Origin of the sequence: Flavobacterium sp. HJ-32-4 (assembly GCF_022532105.1) — a bacterium.
Taxonomy (GTDB): Bacteria; Bacteroidota; Bacteroidia; order Flavobacteriales; family Flavobacteriaceae; genus Flavobacterium.
The window spans coordinates 2325700-2345042 of sequence record NZ_CP092832.1; the positions used below are offsets into that span (position 1 = coordinate 2325700).

21 protein-coding genes are annotated in these 19343 nt (G+C 50.2%); 11 read left to right on the forward strand and 10 right to left on the reverse strand.

Annotated features, from left to right (window positions below; genetic code table 11):
- Positions 1-103: 103 nt before the first annotated feature.
- On the forward strand, positions 104-994 hold the full coding sequence (locus tag MKO97_RS09685; RefSeq protein ID WP_241103018.1) for a hypothetical protein: 891 nt from the start codon (positions 104-106) through the stop codon (positions 992-994).
- A gap of 57 nt (positions 995-1051) precedes the next feature.
- On the opposite strand, the gene hutI is transcribed toward MKO97_RS09685, so the two are convergent.
- Complete coding sequence (hutI, locus tag MKO97_RS09690) at positions 1052-2290, reverse strand: imidazolonepropionase (protein WP_241103019.1); 1239 nt, start codon at positions 2288-2290, stop codon at positions 1052-1054.
- Positions 2291-2359: 69 nt separating this feature from the next.
- On the opposite strand from hutI, the gene corA reads away from it, so the two are divergent.
- The 3 genes from corA (at position 2360) to MKO97_RS09705 (ending at position 6398) form a co-directional block, all read left to right on the forward strand.
- The gene (gene corA, locus MKO97_RS09695) at positions 2360-3442 is read left to right on the forward strand and encodes a magnesium/cobalt transporter CorA (RefSeq protein WP_241103020.1); all 1083 of its coding nucleotides are present in this window, start codon (positions 2360-2362) and stop codon (positions 3440-3442) included.
- A gap of 466 nt (positions 3443-3908) precedes the next feature.
- Positions 3909-4604 carry a helix-turn-helix domain-containing protein gene (locus MKO97_RS09700; RefSeq protein WP_241103021.1) on the forward strand — a complete coding sequence of 232 codons (696 nt, stop codon included), beginning with the start codon at positions 3909-3911 and terminating at the stop codon, positions 4602-4604.
- Positions 4605-4874: 270 nt separating this feature from the next.
- Positions 4875-6398 carry a hypothetical protein gene (locus MKO97_RS09705; protein WP_241103022.1) on the forward strand — a complete coding sequence of 508 codons (1524 nt, stop codon included), beginning with the start codon at positions 4875-4877 and terminating at the stop codon, positions 6396-6398.
- 64 nt (positions 6399-6462) lie between these two features.
- Here MKO97_RS09705 and MKO97_RS15065 read toward each other — a convergent pair whose 3' ends face one another.
- Together MKO97_RS15065 and MKO97_RS09710 are read right to left on the reverse strand one after the other, a co-directional pair.
- Positions 6463-6594 (reverse strand): hypothetical protein, encoded by a 132-nt coding sequence (locus MKO97_RS15065; RefSeq protein WP_256463637.1) that lies wholly within the window; start codon positions 6592-6594, stop codon positions 6463-6465.
- An 80-nt stretch (positions 6595-6674) separates the two neighbouring features.
- On the reverse strand, positions 6675-7202 hold the full coding sequence (locus MKO97_RS09710; protein WP_241103023.1) for a low affinity iron permease family protein: 528 nt from the start codon (positions 7200-7202) through the stop codon (positions 6675-6677).
- A gap of 427 nt (positions 7203-7629) precedes the next feature.
- Between MKO97_RS09710 and MKO97_RS09715 the strand changes: the two genes are divergently transcribed.
- Complete coding sequence (locus MKO97_RS09715) at positions 7630-7827, forward strand: hypothetical protein (RefSeq protein ID WP_241105515.1); 198 nt, start codon at positions 7630-7632, stop codon at positions 7825-7827.
- A gap of 19 nt (positions 7828-7846) precedes the next feature.
- On the opposite strand, the gene MKO97_RS09720 is transcribed toward MKO97_RS09715, so the two are convergent.
- Complete coding sequence (locus MKO97_RS09720) at positions 7847-8785, reverse strand: LysR substrate-binding domain-containing protein (protein WP_241103024.1); 939 nt, start codon at positions 8783-8785, stop codon at positions 7847-7849.
- A gap of 100 nt (positions 8786-8885) precedes the next feature.
- On the opposite strand from MKO97_RS09720, the gene MKO97_RS09725 reads away from it, so the two are divergent.
- From MKO97_RS09725 to can, 4 genes are all read left to right on the forward strand, one after another.
- Entirely contained in the window at positions 8886-9365 is a 480-nt protein-coding gene (locus MKO97_RS09725; RefSeq protein WP_241103025.1) for a Dps family protein, read from the forward strand.
- Between the two features lie 152 nt (positions 9366-9517).
- Positions 9518-9805, forward strand: a complete 288-nt coding sequence (locus MKO97_RS09730) for a hypothetical protein (protein ID WP_241103026.1) — start codon at positions 9518-9520, stop codon at positions 9803-9805.
- Between the two features lie 75 nt (positions 9806-9880).
- Entirely contained in the window at positions 9881-11506 is a 1626-nt protein-coding gene (locus tag MKO97_RS09735; protein ID WP_241103027.1) for a SulP family inorganic anion transporter, read from the forward strand.
- A 14-nt stretch (positions 11507-11520) separates the two neighbouring features.
- Positions 11521-12207: a carbonate dehydratase gene (gene can, locus MKO97_RS09740; RefSeq protein ID WP_241103028.1), complete on the forward strand. Its 687-nt coding sequence runs from the start codon at positions 11521-11523 to the stop codon at positions 12205-12207.
- Between the two features lie 69 nt (positions 12208-12276).
- Here the strand turns inward: can and MKO97_RS09745 are convergent, their stop codons facing one another.
- The 4 genes from MKO97_RS09745 to MKO97_RS09760 are packed head-to-tail and all read right to left on the reverse strand — an operon-like array spanning position 12277 to position 14948.
- Complete coding sequence (locus MKO97_RS09745; protein WP_241103029.1) at positions 12277-13476, reverse strand: LETM1-related biofilm-associated protein; 1200 nt, start codon at positions 13474-13476, stop codon at positions 12277-12279.
- Positions 13477-13524: 48 nt separating this feature from the next.
- Positions 13525-13959: a sensor of ECF-type sigma factor gene (locus tag MKO97_RS09750; RefSeq protein ID WP_241103030.1), complete on the reverse strand. Its 435-nt coding sequence runs from the start codon at positions 13957-13959 to the stop codon at positions 13525-13527.
- 1 nt (position 13960) lies between these two features.
- Positions 13961-14422 (reverse strand): hypothetical protein, encoded by a 462-nt coding sequence (locus tag MKO97_RS09755; RefSeq protein ID WP_241103031.1) that lies wholly within the window; start codon positions 14420-14422, stop codon positions 13961-13963.
- Positions 14406-14948 (reverse strand): RNA polymerase sigma factor, encoded by a 543-nt coding sequence (locus tag MKO97_RS09760; protein ID WP_241103032.1) that lies wholly within the window; start codon positions 14946-14948, stop codon positions 14406-14408. The genes MKO97_RS09755 and MKO97_RS09760 overlap by 17 nt, the downstream gene beginning before the upstream one ends.
- An 89-nt stretch (positions 14949-15037) precedes the next feature.
- Here MKO97_RS09760 and MKO97_RS09765 point away from each other — a divergent pair, with 89 nt between their 5' ends.
- Positions 15038-15694 (forward strand): HAD family phosphatase, encoded by a 657-nt coding sequence (locus MKO97_RS09765; protein WP_241103033.1) that lies wholly within the window; start codon positions 15038-15040, stop codon positions 15692-15694.
- 60 nt (positions 15695-15754) lie between these two features.
- Here the strand turns inward: MKO97_RS09765 and MKO97_RS09770 are convergent, their stop codons facing one another.
- Complete coding sequence (locus tag MKO97_RS09770; RefSeq protein WP_241103034.1) at positions 15755-16162, reverse strand: DUF4293 domain-containing protein; 408 nt, start codon at positions 16160-16162, stop codon at positions 15755-15757.
- 217 nt (positions 16163-16379) lie between these two features.
- Between MKO97_RS09770 and rho the strand changes: the two genes are divergently transcribed.
- Positions 16380-18146 (forward strand): transcription termination factor Rho, encoded by a 1767-nt coding sequence (rho, locus tag MKO97_RS09775; RefSeq protein ID WP_371820399.1) that lies wholly within the window; start codon positions 16380-16382, stop codon positions 18144-18146.
- Between the two features lie 72 nt (positions 18147-18218).
- Here the strand turns inward: rho and MKO97_RS09780 are convergent, their stop codons facing one another.
- Positions 18219-19283, reverse strand: coding sequence for an endonuclease (locus tag MKO97_RS09780; protein ID WP_241103036.1), 1065 nt, complete (start codon positions 19281-19283; stop codon positions 18219-18221).
- Between the last annotated feature and the right edge of the window lie 60 nt (positions 19284-19343).

A 19343-nucleotide genomic window follows, 5' to 3' on the forward strand; every position in this document is an offset into this window, starting at 1 on the left:
GAAATCGTTTGTTTTCGGGTCCCTAAATGTATAAACTTACGTTAATATCTGTAACCGTTCCTCTGCACTATTTTAATTTAGTGGGAAAATAATCGAAAATCCAATGGACAACCAGAAGAATACCTCGAGCCTCAAAGCCATCATCGTGGTGCTGGCCCTGCTGTTGCTCGGAAGCCTGGCATACATCTTCAAGATGACGACCGACGCCAATAAAATGAATACGGAACTCACGACGGAGAAGTCGGAGAAGGAGAAAGTACTTGACGAACTCGCAGAACTGAAAAGTACCTATGACGATGCCATCGCCGCCAAAACAGCGCTTTCTGACGAACTGATTGCCGAGCGTGACAAAGTCGTCAAACTGATGGACGACCTCAAAAAGTCAAAAGGCGACGCCGACGCTATGCGGAAATACAAGTCGCAATACCAGCAATTGAACGCAAAGATGAAGCAGTTGGTGGCGGAAAACGACCAGTTGAAGACGGCCAACCAACGCCTGACGGTCGAACGTGACAGTACCTCTATGGCTTTGGGCCAGCAGAAAAAACTCAACGATACGCTGGTCATCCAGAATGTCAACCTCGCTAAAACAGTTGAGAAAGGCCAGAAAATCGTGGTGATGAACCTGCGTACGCAGCCGGTGAAAGTCCGCAGTTCCGGTAAGCAGATTGAAACGGAACGCGCCAGCCGCGCCGACCAGGTGAAAGTCTGTTTTGCCCTCGCGGCAAACGCCATCGCCAAGTCGGGAGAGAAGACGTATTATGTGCAGGTCATCGACAGCAAGAATAACGTGTTGGGCGATAAGAAGACCGAGAACTTCGGTGACATGACGCTGACGTACAGCTTCCCAGTGACAGTTGAATACAACAACGAAGCGGTTGATGTATGCAACTACCTGGACGGAAAAGGCAAAGAATTTGCGAAGGGCAGCTACTTCGTCAACATCTTCGATAAATCAGAACTGGTGTCGAAAACCACCTTCACACTGAAATAAACGCTTCTGTTAGTTATTAATTCAAGAAGAAAACGCCTGTGCAAACGGGCGTTTTTTTTATGCGACAAATTCCCCTTCGATCATCACATCCTGTATCAGGTTCGAACCGAAGGCATACGGCAATTCGTAAAAAGACGTAATGGGCTTGGTGATGATCAGGTTGGCCCGTTTCCAGCGTGTGATACTTCCGTGTGACGCTTCAATCCCCATCGCATAGGCACCATTTAGGGTGGCGGCATTGATGGCCTCTTCTGGTGTCATCTTCATTTTGATGCACGCGGTTGCGACCACGAAGTTCATATTGCCGGATGGTGTAGTACCCGGATTGAAATCACTGGCCAGCGCCAGGGGAAGCCCGGCCGATATGAGTTGTCGGGCGGGCGTGTACGGAATGCTGATAAAGTAGGAACAGGAGGGAAGCGCGACCGGTATCGTTCGACTGTTTTTCAACGCTTCAATATCGTCATCCTCTACGATCTCCAAATGGTCGACACTCAGGGCCCCGTGTTCGACGCAGGCCCGAATGCCTCCGATGGCAGTGAACTGATTAACGTGTATTTTGGGGATGAGACCGTACTTTTTTCCTGCCTCCATAATGCGGATGGTTTCATCGACCGAAAAATAGCCCGTCTCTAAAAAGGCGTCGATGTAGTCGGCAAGTCCATCTTTCGCTATGCGCGGTAGCATCTCGTCAATAATCCGTTTTAGGTAGCCTTCATGGTCTTGTTTATAGGCCGCCGGGAAGGCATGTGCCCCCAGGAAGGTGGCCCGGATGGCGACTGGATACGTTTCCCGAAGCCGTCGGATGACCCGTAGCATCTTCAGTTCGCCTTCTGTCGTCAGGCCATACCCAGATTTGATTTCGATCGCCCCGGTTCCGAGTCGCATGAGTTCTTCGAGTCGCGCCGCCGATTCCTGGTACAGCGTGTCTTCGTCTGTATCATTCAGTCGTTGGGCCGAATTGAGGATGCCACCCCCGCGGTGGGCAATTTCTTCGTAGGAGAGTCCGTTGATCCGATCGACGAACTCCTGTATCCGATTTCCGGCATATACCAAATGGGTATGGCTGTCGCACCAGGCCGGAAGCACGACGCGGCCCGAACAGTTCACTTTGCGGTCGGGTTGCACATCGGGGAATTTGTCCATAGTCCCAAAATCCCGGATCACGCCGTCTTCCACCAACAACCACGCCTGCTCTAGTTTGGGAAGGATTGCCATATCGGCACCTGCCACCCACGGCACGCCGGGTTCGCGTATTTGCAACAATTCACGGATGTGGGTCAACAGCGTCAGCATGCGTTTCGATTTTTGGTAAAGGTAACGAGCAGGGGGAAAAACTCCTATCTTTAGGCTAAAATTCCCGGTTTGAAGCGGATCAAATACAAACAGTCGCGCTCGGTGAGTGCCGACCTTTTCACCTACACCGGCGTGCACACCAGTGAGCCGGTTTCGATGCAGTTGTTCGTATACGACGACAATGGATATGAGGAATATAAGAATGTCTCGCTGGAGCGGGTGAAGAAGGAAATCGAGGATCCGTTGCAGGAGCATGACGTCAAGTGGCTCAACCTTCATGGTTTGCACGACACGGATCTTGTGCGTCGTCTGGGGGAGACGTTAAACATCGACCATTTTATCATCGGGGACGTACTCAACGTCAACAAACGCTCAAAGATGGAAGAGCTGAACGAAACGCTGTTCTTCAGTATCAAATCCATCTTGCCTGGCGTTGATTATGACCATATACGCATTGAACAGATTAGTTTCCTGTTGCGGAACAATACGCTGATATCGTTTCAGGAAAAGCGGAGTGACTTCTTTAGCCACATCCGCGAACGGATCAAGACGCATTCGGGTTTGGTGCGAAAGAAGAAAAACGACTATTTGCTGTATCTGTTGCTGGAGTCGGTAATGGATAACTTCTACATCACCCTTGAGCATGACGAACATTGTATCGAGGATTTGCTGTTGGAAGCCAAAACGAGCCAGAGTCCGGACATACTCGAGAAAATCGAGAAAAGCCGGAATACCCTGCAATTTCTGAAACGGTCGATCCAGCCCTTGCGGGATGCGTTGCTGAACCTTAAAAGTATGCAGGACGATGACGACTTTGATGGCATCGAAAAGATGAACTATACGTTTTTTGCGCGCCTACACCAAAAGTCACTCGAGTTGCTGGAACAGATCGACTATGATATGAATTCACTCGACAGCGCCTCCAACGTCTATTTTTCTGCGCAAAGCCACCGCATGAATGAAATCATGAAAGTGTTGACGGTGGTATCGGTCATCTTCATGCCGCTGACGTTTATTGTGGGGGTGTATGGGATGAACTTCGACAATATGCCGGAACTCCATAGCCGGATGGGGTATTTTGTCGTATGGGGCATCATGGTGTTGCTGGCGGGCGGAATGGCCTATTATTTCAAGCGAAAGAAGTGGTTTTAAGACTTTTACATTTTTAGTAGATACCTAACGTTTCGCCACGTACTTAACACTTGTCGACCTATCTAACCCTTCTTTTTCGCCACTATCCGTTCTTGTAAAGGGCTGCGATGGAGTAGTGAAAATCCTCCGCTTCTTCATTTGTATACACAACACGAGAGGTCTTACGCGTAAAGGATGCAAATTAAGTAGCTTAAATCGGCATTAACAGGATATTTCTCAATGATTGTCGATTATTTTTACCTTTAATCGATTAATTTGTAAAAACTGTATTCTGAGATATTCTTTAACAAATTTTATTATACATTTGTTCGGAACCCCATCCAAAAAATGCGAATTTCGATAACCCCAGAGACCTTTGTAACGTGCAGGCCTCCTTCGTTTTACGTGTTTTTTTGAAGTTGTTTTATGATTGAACAAAATATAAAAGAGGTAATTATTACGGCATTTAAGTGACATTTTGAGAAATATGCAAGATAAAAATATTCAAAATGCGACAGACGTCATTGCGCGGCTAAAAGAGGTACTAAAAATACGTAAAGACATACAGCTGGCGGAGTTCCTAAATGTACGGCCCAACACGATTTCAACCTGGAAGAAACGGAACACGCTCGACTACGACGCCCTCATACGCATTTGTGATCTGTATGAGCTTGATCTTAACGAAATCCTGCTTGGAAAAAACCGAATGGCCGGGTTGTCAAGTGAAACTCCACTGCTGAAACGGGAAGTGTTATTCCAATACACCGCGGGTACCGACAGGGGTGCGCTTATGGAAGGGACGACGCGGTACAACTTTCCCTTCATCTCCACCGAACAGTCTATGGCGTTTCAGGTCGTCGGGAACAATATGTTTCCGGTAATTGAGGAGAACACCTTTGTGATTTGCGAAAAAACGTTTTTATATGACGTCCGAGAGAATTGGCTGGTCGTGGTCGTCAGTAAACAGAAAGGGATGTTCGTTAACCGGATCGCCGGCAATCCCGGACACATGGGCGAACTAGTGCTCACCAACGAAAACAAACGCTATAATGACATTCGCCTGCTATTCACCGAAATCGACGAGATTTGGCGGATTATCGGAATTTTAAGTTACGATATACGCTCAGAAGAGCAGGTGTCTGATACCGCTCCATCCCAGCAAACGCTGGCTGATGTGAAATAGATTTTACTACGTTATACAATCGAAAACCGCGGCTAAGGCCGCGGTTTTCTTTTTAAAGAACTAAAAACAACAAATCCTTTTTTTGTTGCCATCGTTGCTTGTTTGAACGGAAGTGGGCTTTCGCCACGCGTACCGTACTATAAAGGTACGCATCCCATTGTCCACCATTTGTTAGCGCTCTATTAAAGTTCACACAGTGCGGGGTCCAAAGGTGTTAAAGTAACGCGAAATCCGGAGGCGGCCCGAGCCCGAATGCGTAACTTGTAGAGAATGATACCACCTACTCTCTACCGCTTTCGCTATTTCATCGGAGCCGCCGTTGCTATTGTTCTACTCGTGCTGGGTGCGGAATGGTGGGCGCATCACAAAATCGAACAATGGCTGGCCGAGCAAAAGGCAAAGGGCTACGCGATTTCGTATCGTGAACTGGATATCTCCCTTTGGTCGCGGTCGGTTTCCCTCGATTCGCTTATCATACAACCCTCAGCTGGCACCCGTCCCGCCGTTTCTATCACCGGATCGGTTGCTTCGCTGGACATCTCTGGCGTCCATCTGTGGAAGTTGCTCTCCGGCGGCGGCTTGATCCTTCGGGAAGTATCGGTCCGGAAACCCGATCTTCACATCGTAACCGACAGCACGAAAAAAGCCGCGAAAGCATCAAAACCGCTTTTTTTCGGGGTAGCCGAGGTGCGTATCGACGGCGGGCGTATCGTGGTTAGCCGCAAGGGGGAACCGCAGCCTTACATCCGCATGGATGGCATGAGGGTCCGTATATCCGAACTTGCTTCCCCTACTGCCGCCGACGCGCCACTTCCGTTTCGGTTTGACGACTACAAGGTGGAAGCGCGCCACTTCTTTTGGAAGACAGGCCCTGTCTATTACCTTGCCGCCGCACATGTTCTGCTAACGCCCGAAACGGCACGGGTAGAAGGTTTTGCCTTGCAACCCGACATCACGCGTTCGCAGTTCGGGGGAGAGTTGAAAATAGAAAAGGATTTCTACCGGATAGCCGCCCGTACGATCGCGTTGTCGGATATGGAGTGGGGCGTGCGGAACAAACGTTTCTTTGTCACCGCCCGCCGTTTGGACCTACACGGAGTCGATGCCCTTATTTACCGCGACAAGCGCATACCGGATGACACCCGAAAACGTCCGCTGTATAACAAGCTGCTCCGCGAGCTACCCTTCGACCTTGACCTGGAAACACTGGCCATCGGCAACGCCCGCATTGTGTATGAAGAACAGGTAAACGCGCGTGGCGCCGGTCAACTCACCTTTTCCCAGTTTGACCTCAATGCACGCTCGCTTCACAGTGGCTACGGGCGCCAACACCTTCCCGATGTGCAGATTGCGATCGAGACGCGCTTTATGAAGGAAGCGACACTCAAGGTTGACTGGCGTTTCAACGTACTCGACCAACAGGATGGTTTTCGCATCCGCGGACAAATACGCAATTTCGAGGCCTACAAACTGGATCCGTTCACCAAGCCCTACAGTAACGTCAAAACAAGAGGGAAGCTGGCGCTGGTCACTTTCGACATTACGGGCAACGACCGCGATAGTAAAGGAACGGTAGGGATGCGGTATGACGACCTGAAAATACGTGTATACCGCAAAAAGAAACCGTCGCGCGAGAATAAAATCGCCTCTGCAATCGGCAACGCCCTGGTGGCGAATGATACCGATGACAAGATAAAGTCGACGTCTGTTGACGTGACCCGCACGCCGGATGCGTCCTTTTACAACTTCCTGTGGCGAAACGTGGAGGAGGGCATGCGCAAGATCATCCTGTAAAAAAGAACCGTGACGTAATGCCACGGTTCCTAACCAAACAAAATATATAGAGATAATAAAGAGGCTACGGTTGTACGACAGCCGTCGTGTCTGCCGCATGAAAGCGTTCTTCCCCGGTGGCTTCGGCTTCATCGTCGCAATTGGCGCATCCGGCGAATAACAGGCTACAGCCACTGAAAAAAAGCAGACGGTTCATTCGTTTCATTTTTGTAAAAGTAGCAGACGGTCCACATTTCACCTTTACAGGATTTTATTCGATTCTTACACAATATGCCCTCATCGCGAAGGTGACTTCCGTGTTTTGGATTTTGTAGCCTTCGCCGTGCGCGGGTGTTGTTCCTGGATATCTTCCTTGAATTCGTGTTGCTCGCGTGCTTCGTCGATCGAATGGGTGCTTTGCAGCGACCCTTCCTTCTTGGTCAGTTTGCTGAGATACACGTAGTATTTTTGAATTACCAACATCTCTTCCTCCGTCATCCCTTCGATATCGACCAGTCGGTTACTGGCGTATTCATGGGAGGCGACCAGTTCGTTCAGTTTGAGTTGGATGGCCAGCGAGTCTTTGTTTTGCGCCTTTTGTATGAGAAAGACCATCAGGAACGTGACGATGGTCGTTCCGGTATTGATCACCAACTGCCACGTTTCCGAAAAATCAAACAACGGGCCGGAAATCGCCCATAACACGACTACACCCAGGGCTGTGCCAAATGCCCACGTGCTGCCCGTAGCTTTCGTAACACGGGTGGCGAAGGTGTCGAATAGACTCCGCTTGACGGTTCCGGTGGTGAGTGAGGGTTTTTTCATGGGGTGTTTTTACTTCCAAATGTCTGGGAATTGCCCTGCGAAACTGTTACAACCCCTCTCGTAAAACTTACAAATGGCTTAGGTCGTGATATAAGTTAGGAGGACGATTTTGTAAAGCAGACCGTAATACGATTGCCAACTTTGTAGCACCGGTAAGCATGCGGACGAAGGTTGCGACATTCCGTTCCCGAGATTTGAAGAAGATGGGGAAAAGGTTGTCAGGACGCGTCGGTACCATCGTCCCATTGCGGTCCGGGAGGCAGTCGTTTGCCTTTTGTGCTAATTTTGTAAGGGGTTGCGACTTAATTTTTACATGACGTCGCGCTTTGAAGAAAATAGCCTAAAAAAACGTTATGAAATCGATTTCGTAAACCTAAAATTTTTACTTTTGAACTACGATCTTACATCTACTATTAACGAAACGTCTATGCAGGAAACCAGGATTACGTTTACGAAAAAAATCCTCGAAAGAGTGAGTTTCGACCCACGGCTTTTTTGTAAGGAATTGGAGAAGGCACTCAAAAGCCTCCTGCCTTACGAGATTGAGCAATTGGCAGATTGGCTCCTCCAGTTTGTCAAAGAAAAACCGGAATTACGTCATTGTGTATTAATGGTCAAACCATAAGGAGCTTCGGCTCCTTTTTTTATTTCTTCAACGGACTGATGATCTGCACATCCTGAAAGGTAATCGCGCCGCGTACCACGCCGGAAATAACGGCACGCAGGGCTTCGATGATATGGATTTTCAGTTCGGTTTTGGGATAGATGAGGCTTACCTCACGCGACGGTTTTGGGTCGCGGAAGGGCCGCAGCCGTTGTTTCCCGCTTTCGCTGAGATCGAGGGTGTGCAAATAGGGCAGGAGCGTGGTGCCCAGGCCTTCATCCGCTAATTTGATGAGCGTTTCAAAACTGCCACTTTCAATTTGGAAGGACGCTTTTTCACCGGTTCCTTTCCGTTTGCAGAGGTTGAGGATGCCGTCGCGGAAACAGTGCCCGTCCTGTAACAACAGGATTTCGTCTACGTTGAGGTCCGCCGGGTCGAGCTCAGCCTGTTGGGCCATCGGATGGCTGCTGGGTACGTAGGCGACAAAGGGTTCAAAATACAGCACCACTTCCTTGATTTTCTCTTCCTCCAGCGGCGTCGCGGCAATCGCCGCGTCGAGATGTCCGTTTTTTAAACGGGTAATGATTTCCTCCGTTGTCAACTCCTCGATGATGAGTTTGACCTTGGGATACCGGTTATTGAAACTCTTCAAAAACATCGGCAAGAGTGTAGGCATGATGGTGGGGATGATGCCGAGGCGGAATTCCCCTCCGATGAACCCCTTCTGTTGGTCGACGATATCCTTGATGCGATCGGCTTCGTTGACGATGTTCTTGGCCTGCGCTACTATTTTCTGCCCTATATCGGTTAGTTGAATCGGCTTTTTGCTGCGGTCAAAAATCAAGACGCCCAGTTCGTCTTCTACCTTCTGTATCTGCATACTCAGCGTGGGCTGTGTCACAAAGCACTTGTCGGCCGCGAGCGTGAAGTTCCGGTGTTCGGCTACCGCCAGTACATATTGCAATTGGGTAATGGTCATTTTATCGATTTTATCGATGTAAAGATAAAAAGTATAAGTGGAAACTATATAATTATGCCCGTCCTGTTTGCGTACCTTTGAGGTATCAAAGCACATTCCCATGAAGACAAATGCACTCGGCCTATCGGTCGAAAACTCCGAAAAACTGGTCGAAAGCCTCAACCAACTGCTGGCCTCGTTCCAGGTATATTACCAAAACCTGCGCGGTATCCACTGGAATATCAGGGGAAAACGCTTTTTCTCACTTCACGTGAAGTTCGAGGAATTGTATAATGACGCGCAACTCAAAATCGACGAACTCGCAGAGCGGGTGCTGACGCTGGGCGGGGTGCCGTTGCATACGCTGCAGGATTATGTTGAAAACAACAAAGTGCGCGTGGGCAAGGATATCCATAAAGACGATTTGGCCGTACAACTAATTATTGATTCCCTTACCTCGTTACTTATATTGGAGCGCGAGATTTTGCGTGCCTCCGCCGACTGCGACGACGAGGGCACCAATTCGATGATGGGTGATTTCATCAAAGAACAGGAGAAAACCATCTGGATGATGAAAGCCTGGCTCACCGAGGAGGTGTGATCTTATACGATCTAACGAAGAAGTGGCGGTTGCCACTTTTTTTGTTTTAGGACGACCGTTTATATCTCGGTTAGTCATCAAAGTGTTAAAATTCCAACAAAAGTGACAGGCACGTAGGATACAACCCGGCAAGCCGTTTACATTTGCTCAACGTGAAAACTCTTGTCTCTGTCGCGCTTTTCTTTTTTGTGGCCTTTTTGGCGACACCGACTCTTGTGTCGTTAATCGAACGAAGCAGCGATACGTCCGCTTTTTTCACGATGAACGAAGAAGAACAGTCGCCGTCAGTAGAAAGTACACTGATTACCGACGTATGGACGCCCGACGAACTGCCCCCTGTTGTGGTAATGCCGCGTTTGAAGACGACTATCCATGCGGAATTACGGTTGAAGCACGACAATGTAACGCCGTCTATTTTCGTTCCCCCACCGAACGCGTAACGGGCTAGGTCTGAAGTAGTCAGACATGCGGCTTTGCCGACTTATTTGTCATTCCCTTCGCTTTACTCGTTCAAAATGTCCAAAAAAGCTTCTCTTTTCGCGAATCTTCGCACTGATTTCTCATCTGGCCTTGTCGTATTCCTCGTGGCCCTTCCGCTCTGTCTGGGTATCGCCTTAGCCTCGGGTGCGCCACCGCTGGCCGGTATTATTGCCGGTGTGATCGGCGGTATCGTAGTCGGATCGCTGAGTTCGTCGCACCTGAGTGTGTCGGGTCCGGCCGCCGGACTCACGTCGATCGTATTGGCTGCCATTACGGAGTTGGGCGCGTTTGAGATTTTTCTCGCTGCGGTGTTCGTTGCCGGTATCCTACAGGTAGTGTTGGGGTTGGTAAAAGCGGGCACGGTTTCCAATTACATACCAAATAATGTCATTGAAGGGATGCTGGCGGGGATCGGGGTTATCATCATCCTAAAGCAAATTCCGCACGCCTTTGGCTACGACAGCGATTTTGAAGGCGATGAGAACTTCGTGCAACCGGATGGACAAAACACGCTGACCGAACTGTTGGGTGTGTTCGACCATGTCAACGCGGGCCCTATCCTGGTGTCACTCGTTTCGCTGGCGCTGCTCATGGGTTGGCCACGATTGGGAATTTCTAAAAAAGTACGTTTCATACCGGCCGCCTTATTAGCCGTAGCGGCCAGCATTCTGCTAAACGAAGTGCTATTGTCGGCGGGATACGGTTGGGCGATCACGTCGCGTGACCATCTCGTGACGCTTCCGGTGCCACAGAACTTTTCGGAGTTTACCAGTATGTTCGTTTCGCCCGATTTCACCGCCCTGGCCCGTCCTGATGTTTGGAAAATAGGGGCGACGATTGCGGCGGTGGCGTCGATTGAAACCTTGCTGTGCATTGAAGCCGCCGACCGGATGGATCCGCAAAAGCGCTATACCGACACCAATCGCGAGCTTCGTGCGCAGGGGATTGGGAATATGTTAAGTGCCCTGCTTGGCGGATTGCCGATGACGTCGGTAGTGGTGCGCACCTCGGCCAACGCCGATGCGGGTGCGAAGTCAAAGCTATCGACGATTATTCATGGGGTATTGTTGCTGTTGTGCGTCGTATCGATTCCATTTATCCTGAACAAAATCCCTTTGGCGACGCTGGCTGCGGTGCTGATTTTGGTGGGGTATAAGCTGGCAAAACCGTCGACTTTCCTGCATTTCTGGCAACGTGGCATCTACCAGTTCCTGCCGTTTGTCATCACGTTCGCGGGTGTGCTGTATAATCTACTGGCGGGCGTGGCATTGGGTCTGCTGGTCAGTGTCATTTTCATCCTCAAGGGCAATATGAAACGGGCGTATAGTTTCCGTCGGGAAGAGTATAAAGACGGTGACATCATCCACATCGACCTGGCACAGGAAGTATCGTTCCTTAACAAAGCTGCCATCAAGGCGACGCTTGCCCAGATTCCGGCCGACGCCAAAGTCGTGATCGACGCATCGGATACGGTGTATATCGCACACGACGTCCTCGACCTGATACGCGAATTCAAGCAGGTGCGCGCGAAAGAAGCCCGTATCAAAGTGAAGTTACGAGGCTTCAAAAAGGCCTACCGTTTACAGGATGCGGAAGAGGTGAACAAAGTGACGCTGGAGCATCCGACCGACGAAAAAACCGCCCAAGTTTCGAATGAATAATGTACCTTTAAAAAATGTCTGTGAAACACAATAACTATATGGCACACGAGCATCACTATGAACCTGATGCGTTCTACAAGAAGATATTAGAGAACAACGCCAAGTGGGTGGAAACCGCACTTGAAAAGGACCCAGAGTACTTTAAAGATCTCGCCCGCGGCCAGAATCCACCTTTGTTGTGGATCGGATGTTCGGACAGTCGCGTGCCGGCCAACGAAATCATCGGCGCGAAGCCAGGTGAAGTATTCGTTCATCGCAACATCGCTAACATGGTGGTACACACAGATATGAACATGCTGAGCGTGTTGGATTATGCGGTAAATGTACTGAAGATACAGCACGTAATCGTTTGTGGTCACTATGGTTGTGGTGGTATCCGTGCCGCGATGGGCAACGATTCGATCGGTATCATCGACAACTGGATCCGTCACATCAAAGACGTTTATCGCCTACATAAAACCTATCTCGATTCGATCATCAACGACGAAGATCGCTTCAATGCCTTTGTTGAACTAAACGTCAAGGAACAGGTTTTTGACCTTGCGAAAACGTCGATTGTACAGAACGCCTGGCGGAACGGACAGAATTTAACCCTCCATGGATGGGTTTATGGATTAAATTCTGGTTTTGTAACAGATCTTAACGTAAATTTGAGTAACGAAAAGGACCTTGATGCCGTCTATCAGCTCAAGTTGACATAATAAGGATTTTTTAAATTGGTTTGACTCGCCCCGGAATCACTTTCGGGGCTTGTCTTTTTTTAGCCCTGGCTACTCGTCTTCGAGGTTCTCATTGAACGCACTCGGCAGCATCTGTGGGATGAATTTGACCAGCAATGGCAAAAGTAGGCTCCCGCCAGGTAACAGGAAGATGGCCAGTGACGGCACGGTCTTACAGATTTCAAGAAGCTGTTTCTTTACTTTCTTTTTCTCGCGCGCGTCAAGGCTGCGGTGGGTCGAGTGGGTGAGCAGCATCACGAGTTCGCCGTTGTTGCCCAGTTCTTTCAACAGTCGGTTTTTATTGCGGGATATGAGCAACATAACCGATTGTGTGGCCTGGTCGTAAAAGTGTTTGACGGGGTTGGAATAATTGAAGTACGGGATTTCCTTTTTGTAATTCTGCACGAAGGCGTCGGCACTACGGATGCTCTCTTCCCGAAAACCGGGTTCTATGCCTAAAAGGTCGGCCAGTCGCGTGAGGAAGTCGCGTTCTTCCGCTTCCAATACGCCATCGCTCCACATTGCCATCACCGCCATATCAAAGAAATACCATAATTCGACCTGCGAGGTAAACGCGCTGAAATCGAGGGTATCGAGATTCGCGATGTCGACCTCCGAGAATTTGGTGTAGCGGACGGATGCATCGAACATCCGCACCAACAATTCGTCATATTCCGAGCGTTGTGCCTTGGCTTTCAGGGCCAATGTCACGATGCTGCCGATGGTTTCCTCGAGTTTTTTGAGGTAGTTGTGTGGAAGAGTCCCCAGCAATAAATACTGTCGAAAGGCCAAGACATCTTCAAACAGCAGGGCGTTGGTGACGATGTTGGAAAAGTTCCGGCTGATAATATCTTTGTTGGTACGGACGCGTTGGTTAATCACTTCTTCCAGTTCCCATGACTCCGGATTGTCGGGCAGTACCTTCTTCAGCAAATTCGATCCCTGGGGAAGCATCTCACGGTAGAAGGCCATCGCTTTCCCTACGAAATCATCGCGAAGGCTGTCACCTACGGTAAAACCATACATATGGAAGAGGGTGATGAGCAAGCCGAGTTTCGTCCGTTCTTCTTCCGTCAGGCCTTTGGTTTCGACTGGTTTGGGCGTATCGAACGCTACCACGTGTCCGTAGAGGAAACCGGTAGCCCGAACCCGCGCATAAAAACGTTCGGCATCGCACGCCACAGGTTCTTTATCGGGCTTATGCCGCGAGAAGAATTTGTCGATCCAGCCACTGGCTGACGGGTTGATCATGGCGCCGGTTTGAAAGGTAAAAATACAAATTCCGGCGGTTCAATCGCGTTAGTCTTTATTGCGGTACTGGCGAAGCAGTCGGCGGTTGAAGTCGTCTTCGGCTTTGCGGAGTTTCAGGATTTTCACCGGACTCAAAACGCCTTTCAGGCTTTGGGAGAATTTCTTACGGGTTTCATGCAATTGTTCTTCCGTTTCATCCATATCCGTAAGCAGCGCCAGGGCTTCTTTGTCGGTCAGGCTCTCCGGATTGGCATCGAAGCGTTCGCGCAGATTCCGCAGTTTCTGCTTCCGGATGTCGAACTGACGGTCTTCGAAAGCGTTATACAGCGGCCAGAATTTCTCGGCTTCCGCCGGCGTCAACGCCAATGCTTCGGTGATAAAGGCGACTTTCAGGGAGCGGATCTTGTCGCGTTTGCCCTGTCCGTAGGACATGACAGAAGCGAGCAACAAAAGGGAAACGATAAGTAAATGGCGTTTTTTCATCTTAGTCAGCGATATAGTTTTCGAGATTGGCATTTTGGTAAAGGGCGTCTTCAATGGCCTGGTCGTCAACCGGCAGTTGGGCTTCGAGGCGGGAAATGTCATGCTCATCGAGCAATTCTCCTACTTCATACGAGCTAAGGTCAGCTTCGTCGTTCAGGTAGTTCTCTAATGTGATATCGTCGATGGGTGCGGCGGCGAACTGCTGCCAGGCAAACGGCACGACCAGCGCCAAAAGGGCTACGGCAGCTACGGCGGCATACCAGTTGCGGCGTCGTCCATAGCGCTTGCGGGGCACGGTGACGGGTGTTGCTTCCAAACGATCAAAAACGCGGTCGGTAAGGGTGTCAAAATACCCGTCCGGCACACGAAAGCCATCGTATTTTGTGGGGTCGCTATCCAGTTCAAAAGGTGTCATGTGAGGATAGACGGGCCCGTCTGGTTTTGGTTTAATGTTTCGTGACATAATCTTCTATTTTTTTGACGGCATGGAAGTACGAGGCTTTCAACGCGCCGACCGACGTGCCCGTAATCTCGGCGATCTCTTCGTATTTCAATTCCTGGAAATATTTCAATTGGAACACCAGCCGTTGTTTTTCCGGAAGTGTAGCTACGGCCGCCTGCAACAGCAACGCCATTTCATCGCCTTCGAAATAGCTGTCGGCTTTCAGGTTGACGATGGCCTGGTCGAGGTATTCGGAACTCCGAATGCCGTTTCGTCGGCTGCGTTCGCGGATGAAACTCAGGGCTTCGTTGGTGGCGATGCGGTACATCCACGTAAAAAGACGGCTTTCCCCTTTGAACGACGGGAGGGCGCGGTACATTTTCACGTAGGTGTTTTGCAGGACGTCATCGGTATCGTCATGGTCGAGTACAATTTTTCGGATGACACCATACAACGGCCGTTTGGTTTCGTCAATCAACCGACGGAAGGCCTGCTCGCGCGTGGCGGGGTCGAGTAGGGCGGCTATGGTTTCGGTTTCGTCGGCCAAGGTGAAGCGATTGTCGCGTTGGACTAAAGGTACACGAAAAAGTTTAAGCGGGTGATCGTAACAAATCCGTTACTTTTGCAAAAAAAGCCATGAAACGTACCGTCATTTTTGACATGGATGGTGTCATCGTCGATACGGAACCCGTACACCATTATGCCTTCCTGGAGCATTTCCGTGAATTGGGAATTGATGTCACGCCGGAAATGTATGCCTCGTTTACCGGAAATTCCACCAAGAATGTCTACGAACGGTTGAAGGAGACGTTTGGCCTCCAACACGATATAGAGGTGCTGATTGCAGCCAAGCGGCGCATTTTCAACGATGCCTTTGACCGAAAGGAAGACCTGGCGCTGTTGATGGGCGTACACGACCTGATACAGGATTTGTATGACAATGGTATGCAGTTGCTTCTCGCTTCGTCTTCCGCCAAGGTGACGATTGAGCGCATCTTCCGGCGGTTCGGGTTGCACAAATATTTCTCGCATATCGTGTCCGGCGAGGATTTTCCGAAGTCGAAGCCACATCCCGCTATTTTCCTCGAGGCCGTACGTCTTTCGGGGATGGAAAAGGACGCATGCGTGGTGATCGAAGACAGCACCAACGGGATCAAAGCGGCCAAGGCGGCGGGGTTGTATTGTATTGCCTACGACAGCGTCAACTCGAAATTACAGGATTTATCGGAAGCCGACCGTGTGGTACGGCATTTCCACGAACTCAATTTCCAGACGATTTCGGCACTGTCCTAACGAAAGAAAGTCCGGGTTACCCCAGACTTTCCTTCGCACTAATAAACTAAGTTTACTGGTTTACCGCAATCGGTCCGCAGATTTTACGAGCTCTTCATCCCGCTTGATGGCTTTGTTGGCCAGGGCCACAAAAACGATAGCAACAATCGGGAGTAGAAGCCCAATACCCTTCTCAGGAACAGGAGCTCCTCCGGATACGGTTAGCGTACGATACGCAAGCAATCCAAATAAAATAACGTTTGATAGGATGTTCAGTCTGCCAATCACAAACTGATGTTGTCTTTTATTGTAGAAAAAGATGGCCAGCAGCGACAATACCGTCGAAAGGCCGAACAACAGCACATAAGGCATGTTCTCCATAAAGTAATAGGGCTTACCGGCAATCGTCCACAGCGGGAATACGTATGGCAGCGCGCCCGTCACGAGGAAGGCGAGCGCCAGGTAAACCGTTTGTATCCGTTGGATCATCTCTTTATTTTTTTCGAATGACAAAAATAGCAGTTTCTTTTTTCCGTTCTCTATTGTATGATTAAAATTAATTCGTAATATTGCGGTAACAATCCGGAGCAAATCCTCCACATCCGGATGCGTTTTCCAAACTTTATTTTCCCTCGTTTCGTTTGTCATCTATCCCATCAAACGCATATAGCATTCCTACATGTTTACACCCGATGCATTAAAAGGCATGAAACTTCCTGAATTGCAGGAAATTGCCAAAAAAGCCGGCTCGATTCGAGTTACCGGCATCAAAAAAGAAGAACTTATTTCGCGCATTCTCGCAGTACAGTCCCAGGGCGCAAGTCATGAGGCAACACCTTCAGGAGCTTCAGAAGGCGAAAAGAAAAAACGGGGCCGCAAGCCTCGCATCCAACAGGATTCTACCTTATTTGACACGTCTTCAGCAGCCGAACCGGTTGCAGAACGACCTGCTGCGACGGAAGAGCCCACACAACGGAATGAGTTTCGGAAGCGCGACTTCGACCGCAAAAAAGACTGGAAGCAAAATCGCAACCGTGAGCAGGCACCGTCTGCGAATGAAGGCGGGGCAGAAGGAGAGGCGCCGGCGGCTTCACCGTCGTTCCAGCGCAACCGCGACGATCGCTATCCGCAGCAGCGGGAAAACCGCGGACCGTCACAACCGAGCGGAAACACACAGCACAGTGGCCATCCGGCGAACGGAAATAACCCGAACGGCGGCAACCAAAGTGGTCATAACCAAAACGGTAACAACCAGAACCAGAATGGCAATGGGCAGAACCAAAATGGCAACAACCAGCACCAGAACGCTAATTTCAAAAAACAGAAACCGGTCAACTACCGCGATTCGGATTACGAATTCGACGGATTGATTGAAACGGAAGGCGTACTCGAAATGATGCCTGATGGCTATGGTTTCCTCCGTTCGTCTGATTATAACTACCTGGCGTCTCCGGATGACATTTACCTTTCGGGCTCACAGGTGCGGCTTTTCGGCCTTAAGACCGGTGATACCGTGAAAGGTGTCGTGCGTCCGCCGAAAGAAGGAGAGAAGTTCTTCCCTTTGGTAAAAGTCGTCAAAATCAACGGCTTTGACCCTCAGGTGGTGCGCGACCGTGTGTCGTTTGAACACCTGACACCGGTGTTCCCATCCGAGAAGTTCCGTATGGCGGAAAAGCAAAGTTCCATTTCAACGCGTATCATCGACCTGTTTTCGCCTATTGGAAAAGGACAGCGGGGTATGATCGTGGCCCAGCCTAAGACCGGTAAGACCATGTTGTTGAAGGACATTGCCAACGCCATCGCAGCCAACCACCCGGAAGTGTACCTGCTGGTCTTGTTGATCGACGAGCGCCCGGAAGAGGTCACGGATATGCAGCGTTCGGTTCGTGGGGAAGTCATCGCTTCGACCTTCGACCGTGAGCCGCAGGAGCACGTGAAGATTGCCAATATCGTATTGGAGAAAGCCAAGCGCCTCACCGAATGCGGACACGACGTGGTCATCCTCCTAGATTCCATCACCCGTCTTGCGCGGGCTTACAACACCGTACAACCGGCCTCAGGTAAAGTCCTGTCGGGTGGTGTCGATGCCAACGCCCTCCAGAAACCAAAACGTTTCTTCGGTGCCGCGCGGAATGTGGAAAAAGGTGGTTCCCTGAGTATCATTGCCACGGCCCTTACCGATACCGGTTCGAAAATGGACGAGGTGATCTTCGAAGAATTCAAGGGAACGGGTAATATGGAATTGCAACTCGACCGTAAGATTGCCAACAAGCGGATCTTCCCGGCGATCGACCTGATGTCGTCAAGTACGCGTCGCGACGATTTGCTTCTCGATGAAAAGACCCTGCAACGTATGTGGATCATGCGGAAATACCTCTCGGATATGAATCCGGTAGAAGCAATGGACTTCATCAACGACCGTTTCAAAAAGACGCGGAACAACGAGGAATTCCTGATTTCGATGAACGATTAATTCTCGTTATTTCCCACATAAAAAAGCGTCCTTTTCCGGGAGGCTTTTTCGTTTGTAAGGCTTGGTTTTTCGCTATTGTATAACGATTTTCTTTACCGCTTGCTGGGAACCGGCCGCGATCTTTACGAGGTAGAGTCCGGAAGGAACACCTGAAAGGGTTTGTGAGAGGCCCGACGGTTGGATGTGTTGGAACAGACGTCCGTCTATCGTGATGATGTCGATGCTCTCGGCCTGAACCGGAGTATCGATGTGGATTTCGTGTTTGGCGGATGGATTCGGCCAAACGGAAACTGCTGATTCAAAATCAAATGTGGAGGTGGAAAGGAAGACGTTGGGCCAACGGTTGGCCGCCGCGGGTCCTCCCCAGATAAGGGTCGCCAGGTAGGGGTTATCGATGAACGGATTTCGGTTCCCCTGGCCATAGGCGTTGTTGGCATTGCCGAGGTAGGTATTGCGTTGGTCTTCTACCGCGGATACCGGATCGTCGGCATTCCATTGCAGGAACAGTTGGATCATGTTCGGATCGCTGGCTACCGAGGTGCCGACGCCTACGTTATCCGGTTGGCACTGGTCGCCGTACCGGAGGTACATATACATCATCATACGGGCGATGTCGCCTTTCCATTGGTCACCCGGATACCAGTTAGACCCTACGGTACCCGAATTTCCGGATCCGGCGGCAAACTTCCGACTGGCGCGAAGGTTGTTGCGCTCTACGTCGGCGGGACGCAGGTGGTGGGCATCAGCGCCCGGTCCGGCTTCGCCCAAATCCGGATTTCCCAGTGATTTGGCATAGGTGTGTTCACGGTTCCATTCGCCAACCGCGCCGCCATTGTCGTTCTTAGGGCGCGAAAGGTCGTTGGTCACATCGCCGTCGGTGCCGTCTTCCCAACCATAGATTAGGAGCACGTTGTTGGAGTTGGCCGGGTCTTTATCGACGATTTTGTCGGCGTTCCACACCTCGTCATATGATAGTTGGTTGACGTGGGTCGTGGTGATCTTGGTCGCCAGTGCCGTCTTCAGCGCCGTACCAGTCAAGGTCCAGTTAAAACCATTGTAATACGTGGAAGGAGCGCCTGCCTGGGCCATGGCAGCGATCGATACGACAACCGCTAAAAAAGTATAGAGTTTCTTCATTTCAGATAAGGAAAAGCCGCCAAATGTAGTCGAAAAAAGGATTCGGCGCTATCTTTTACC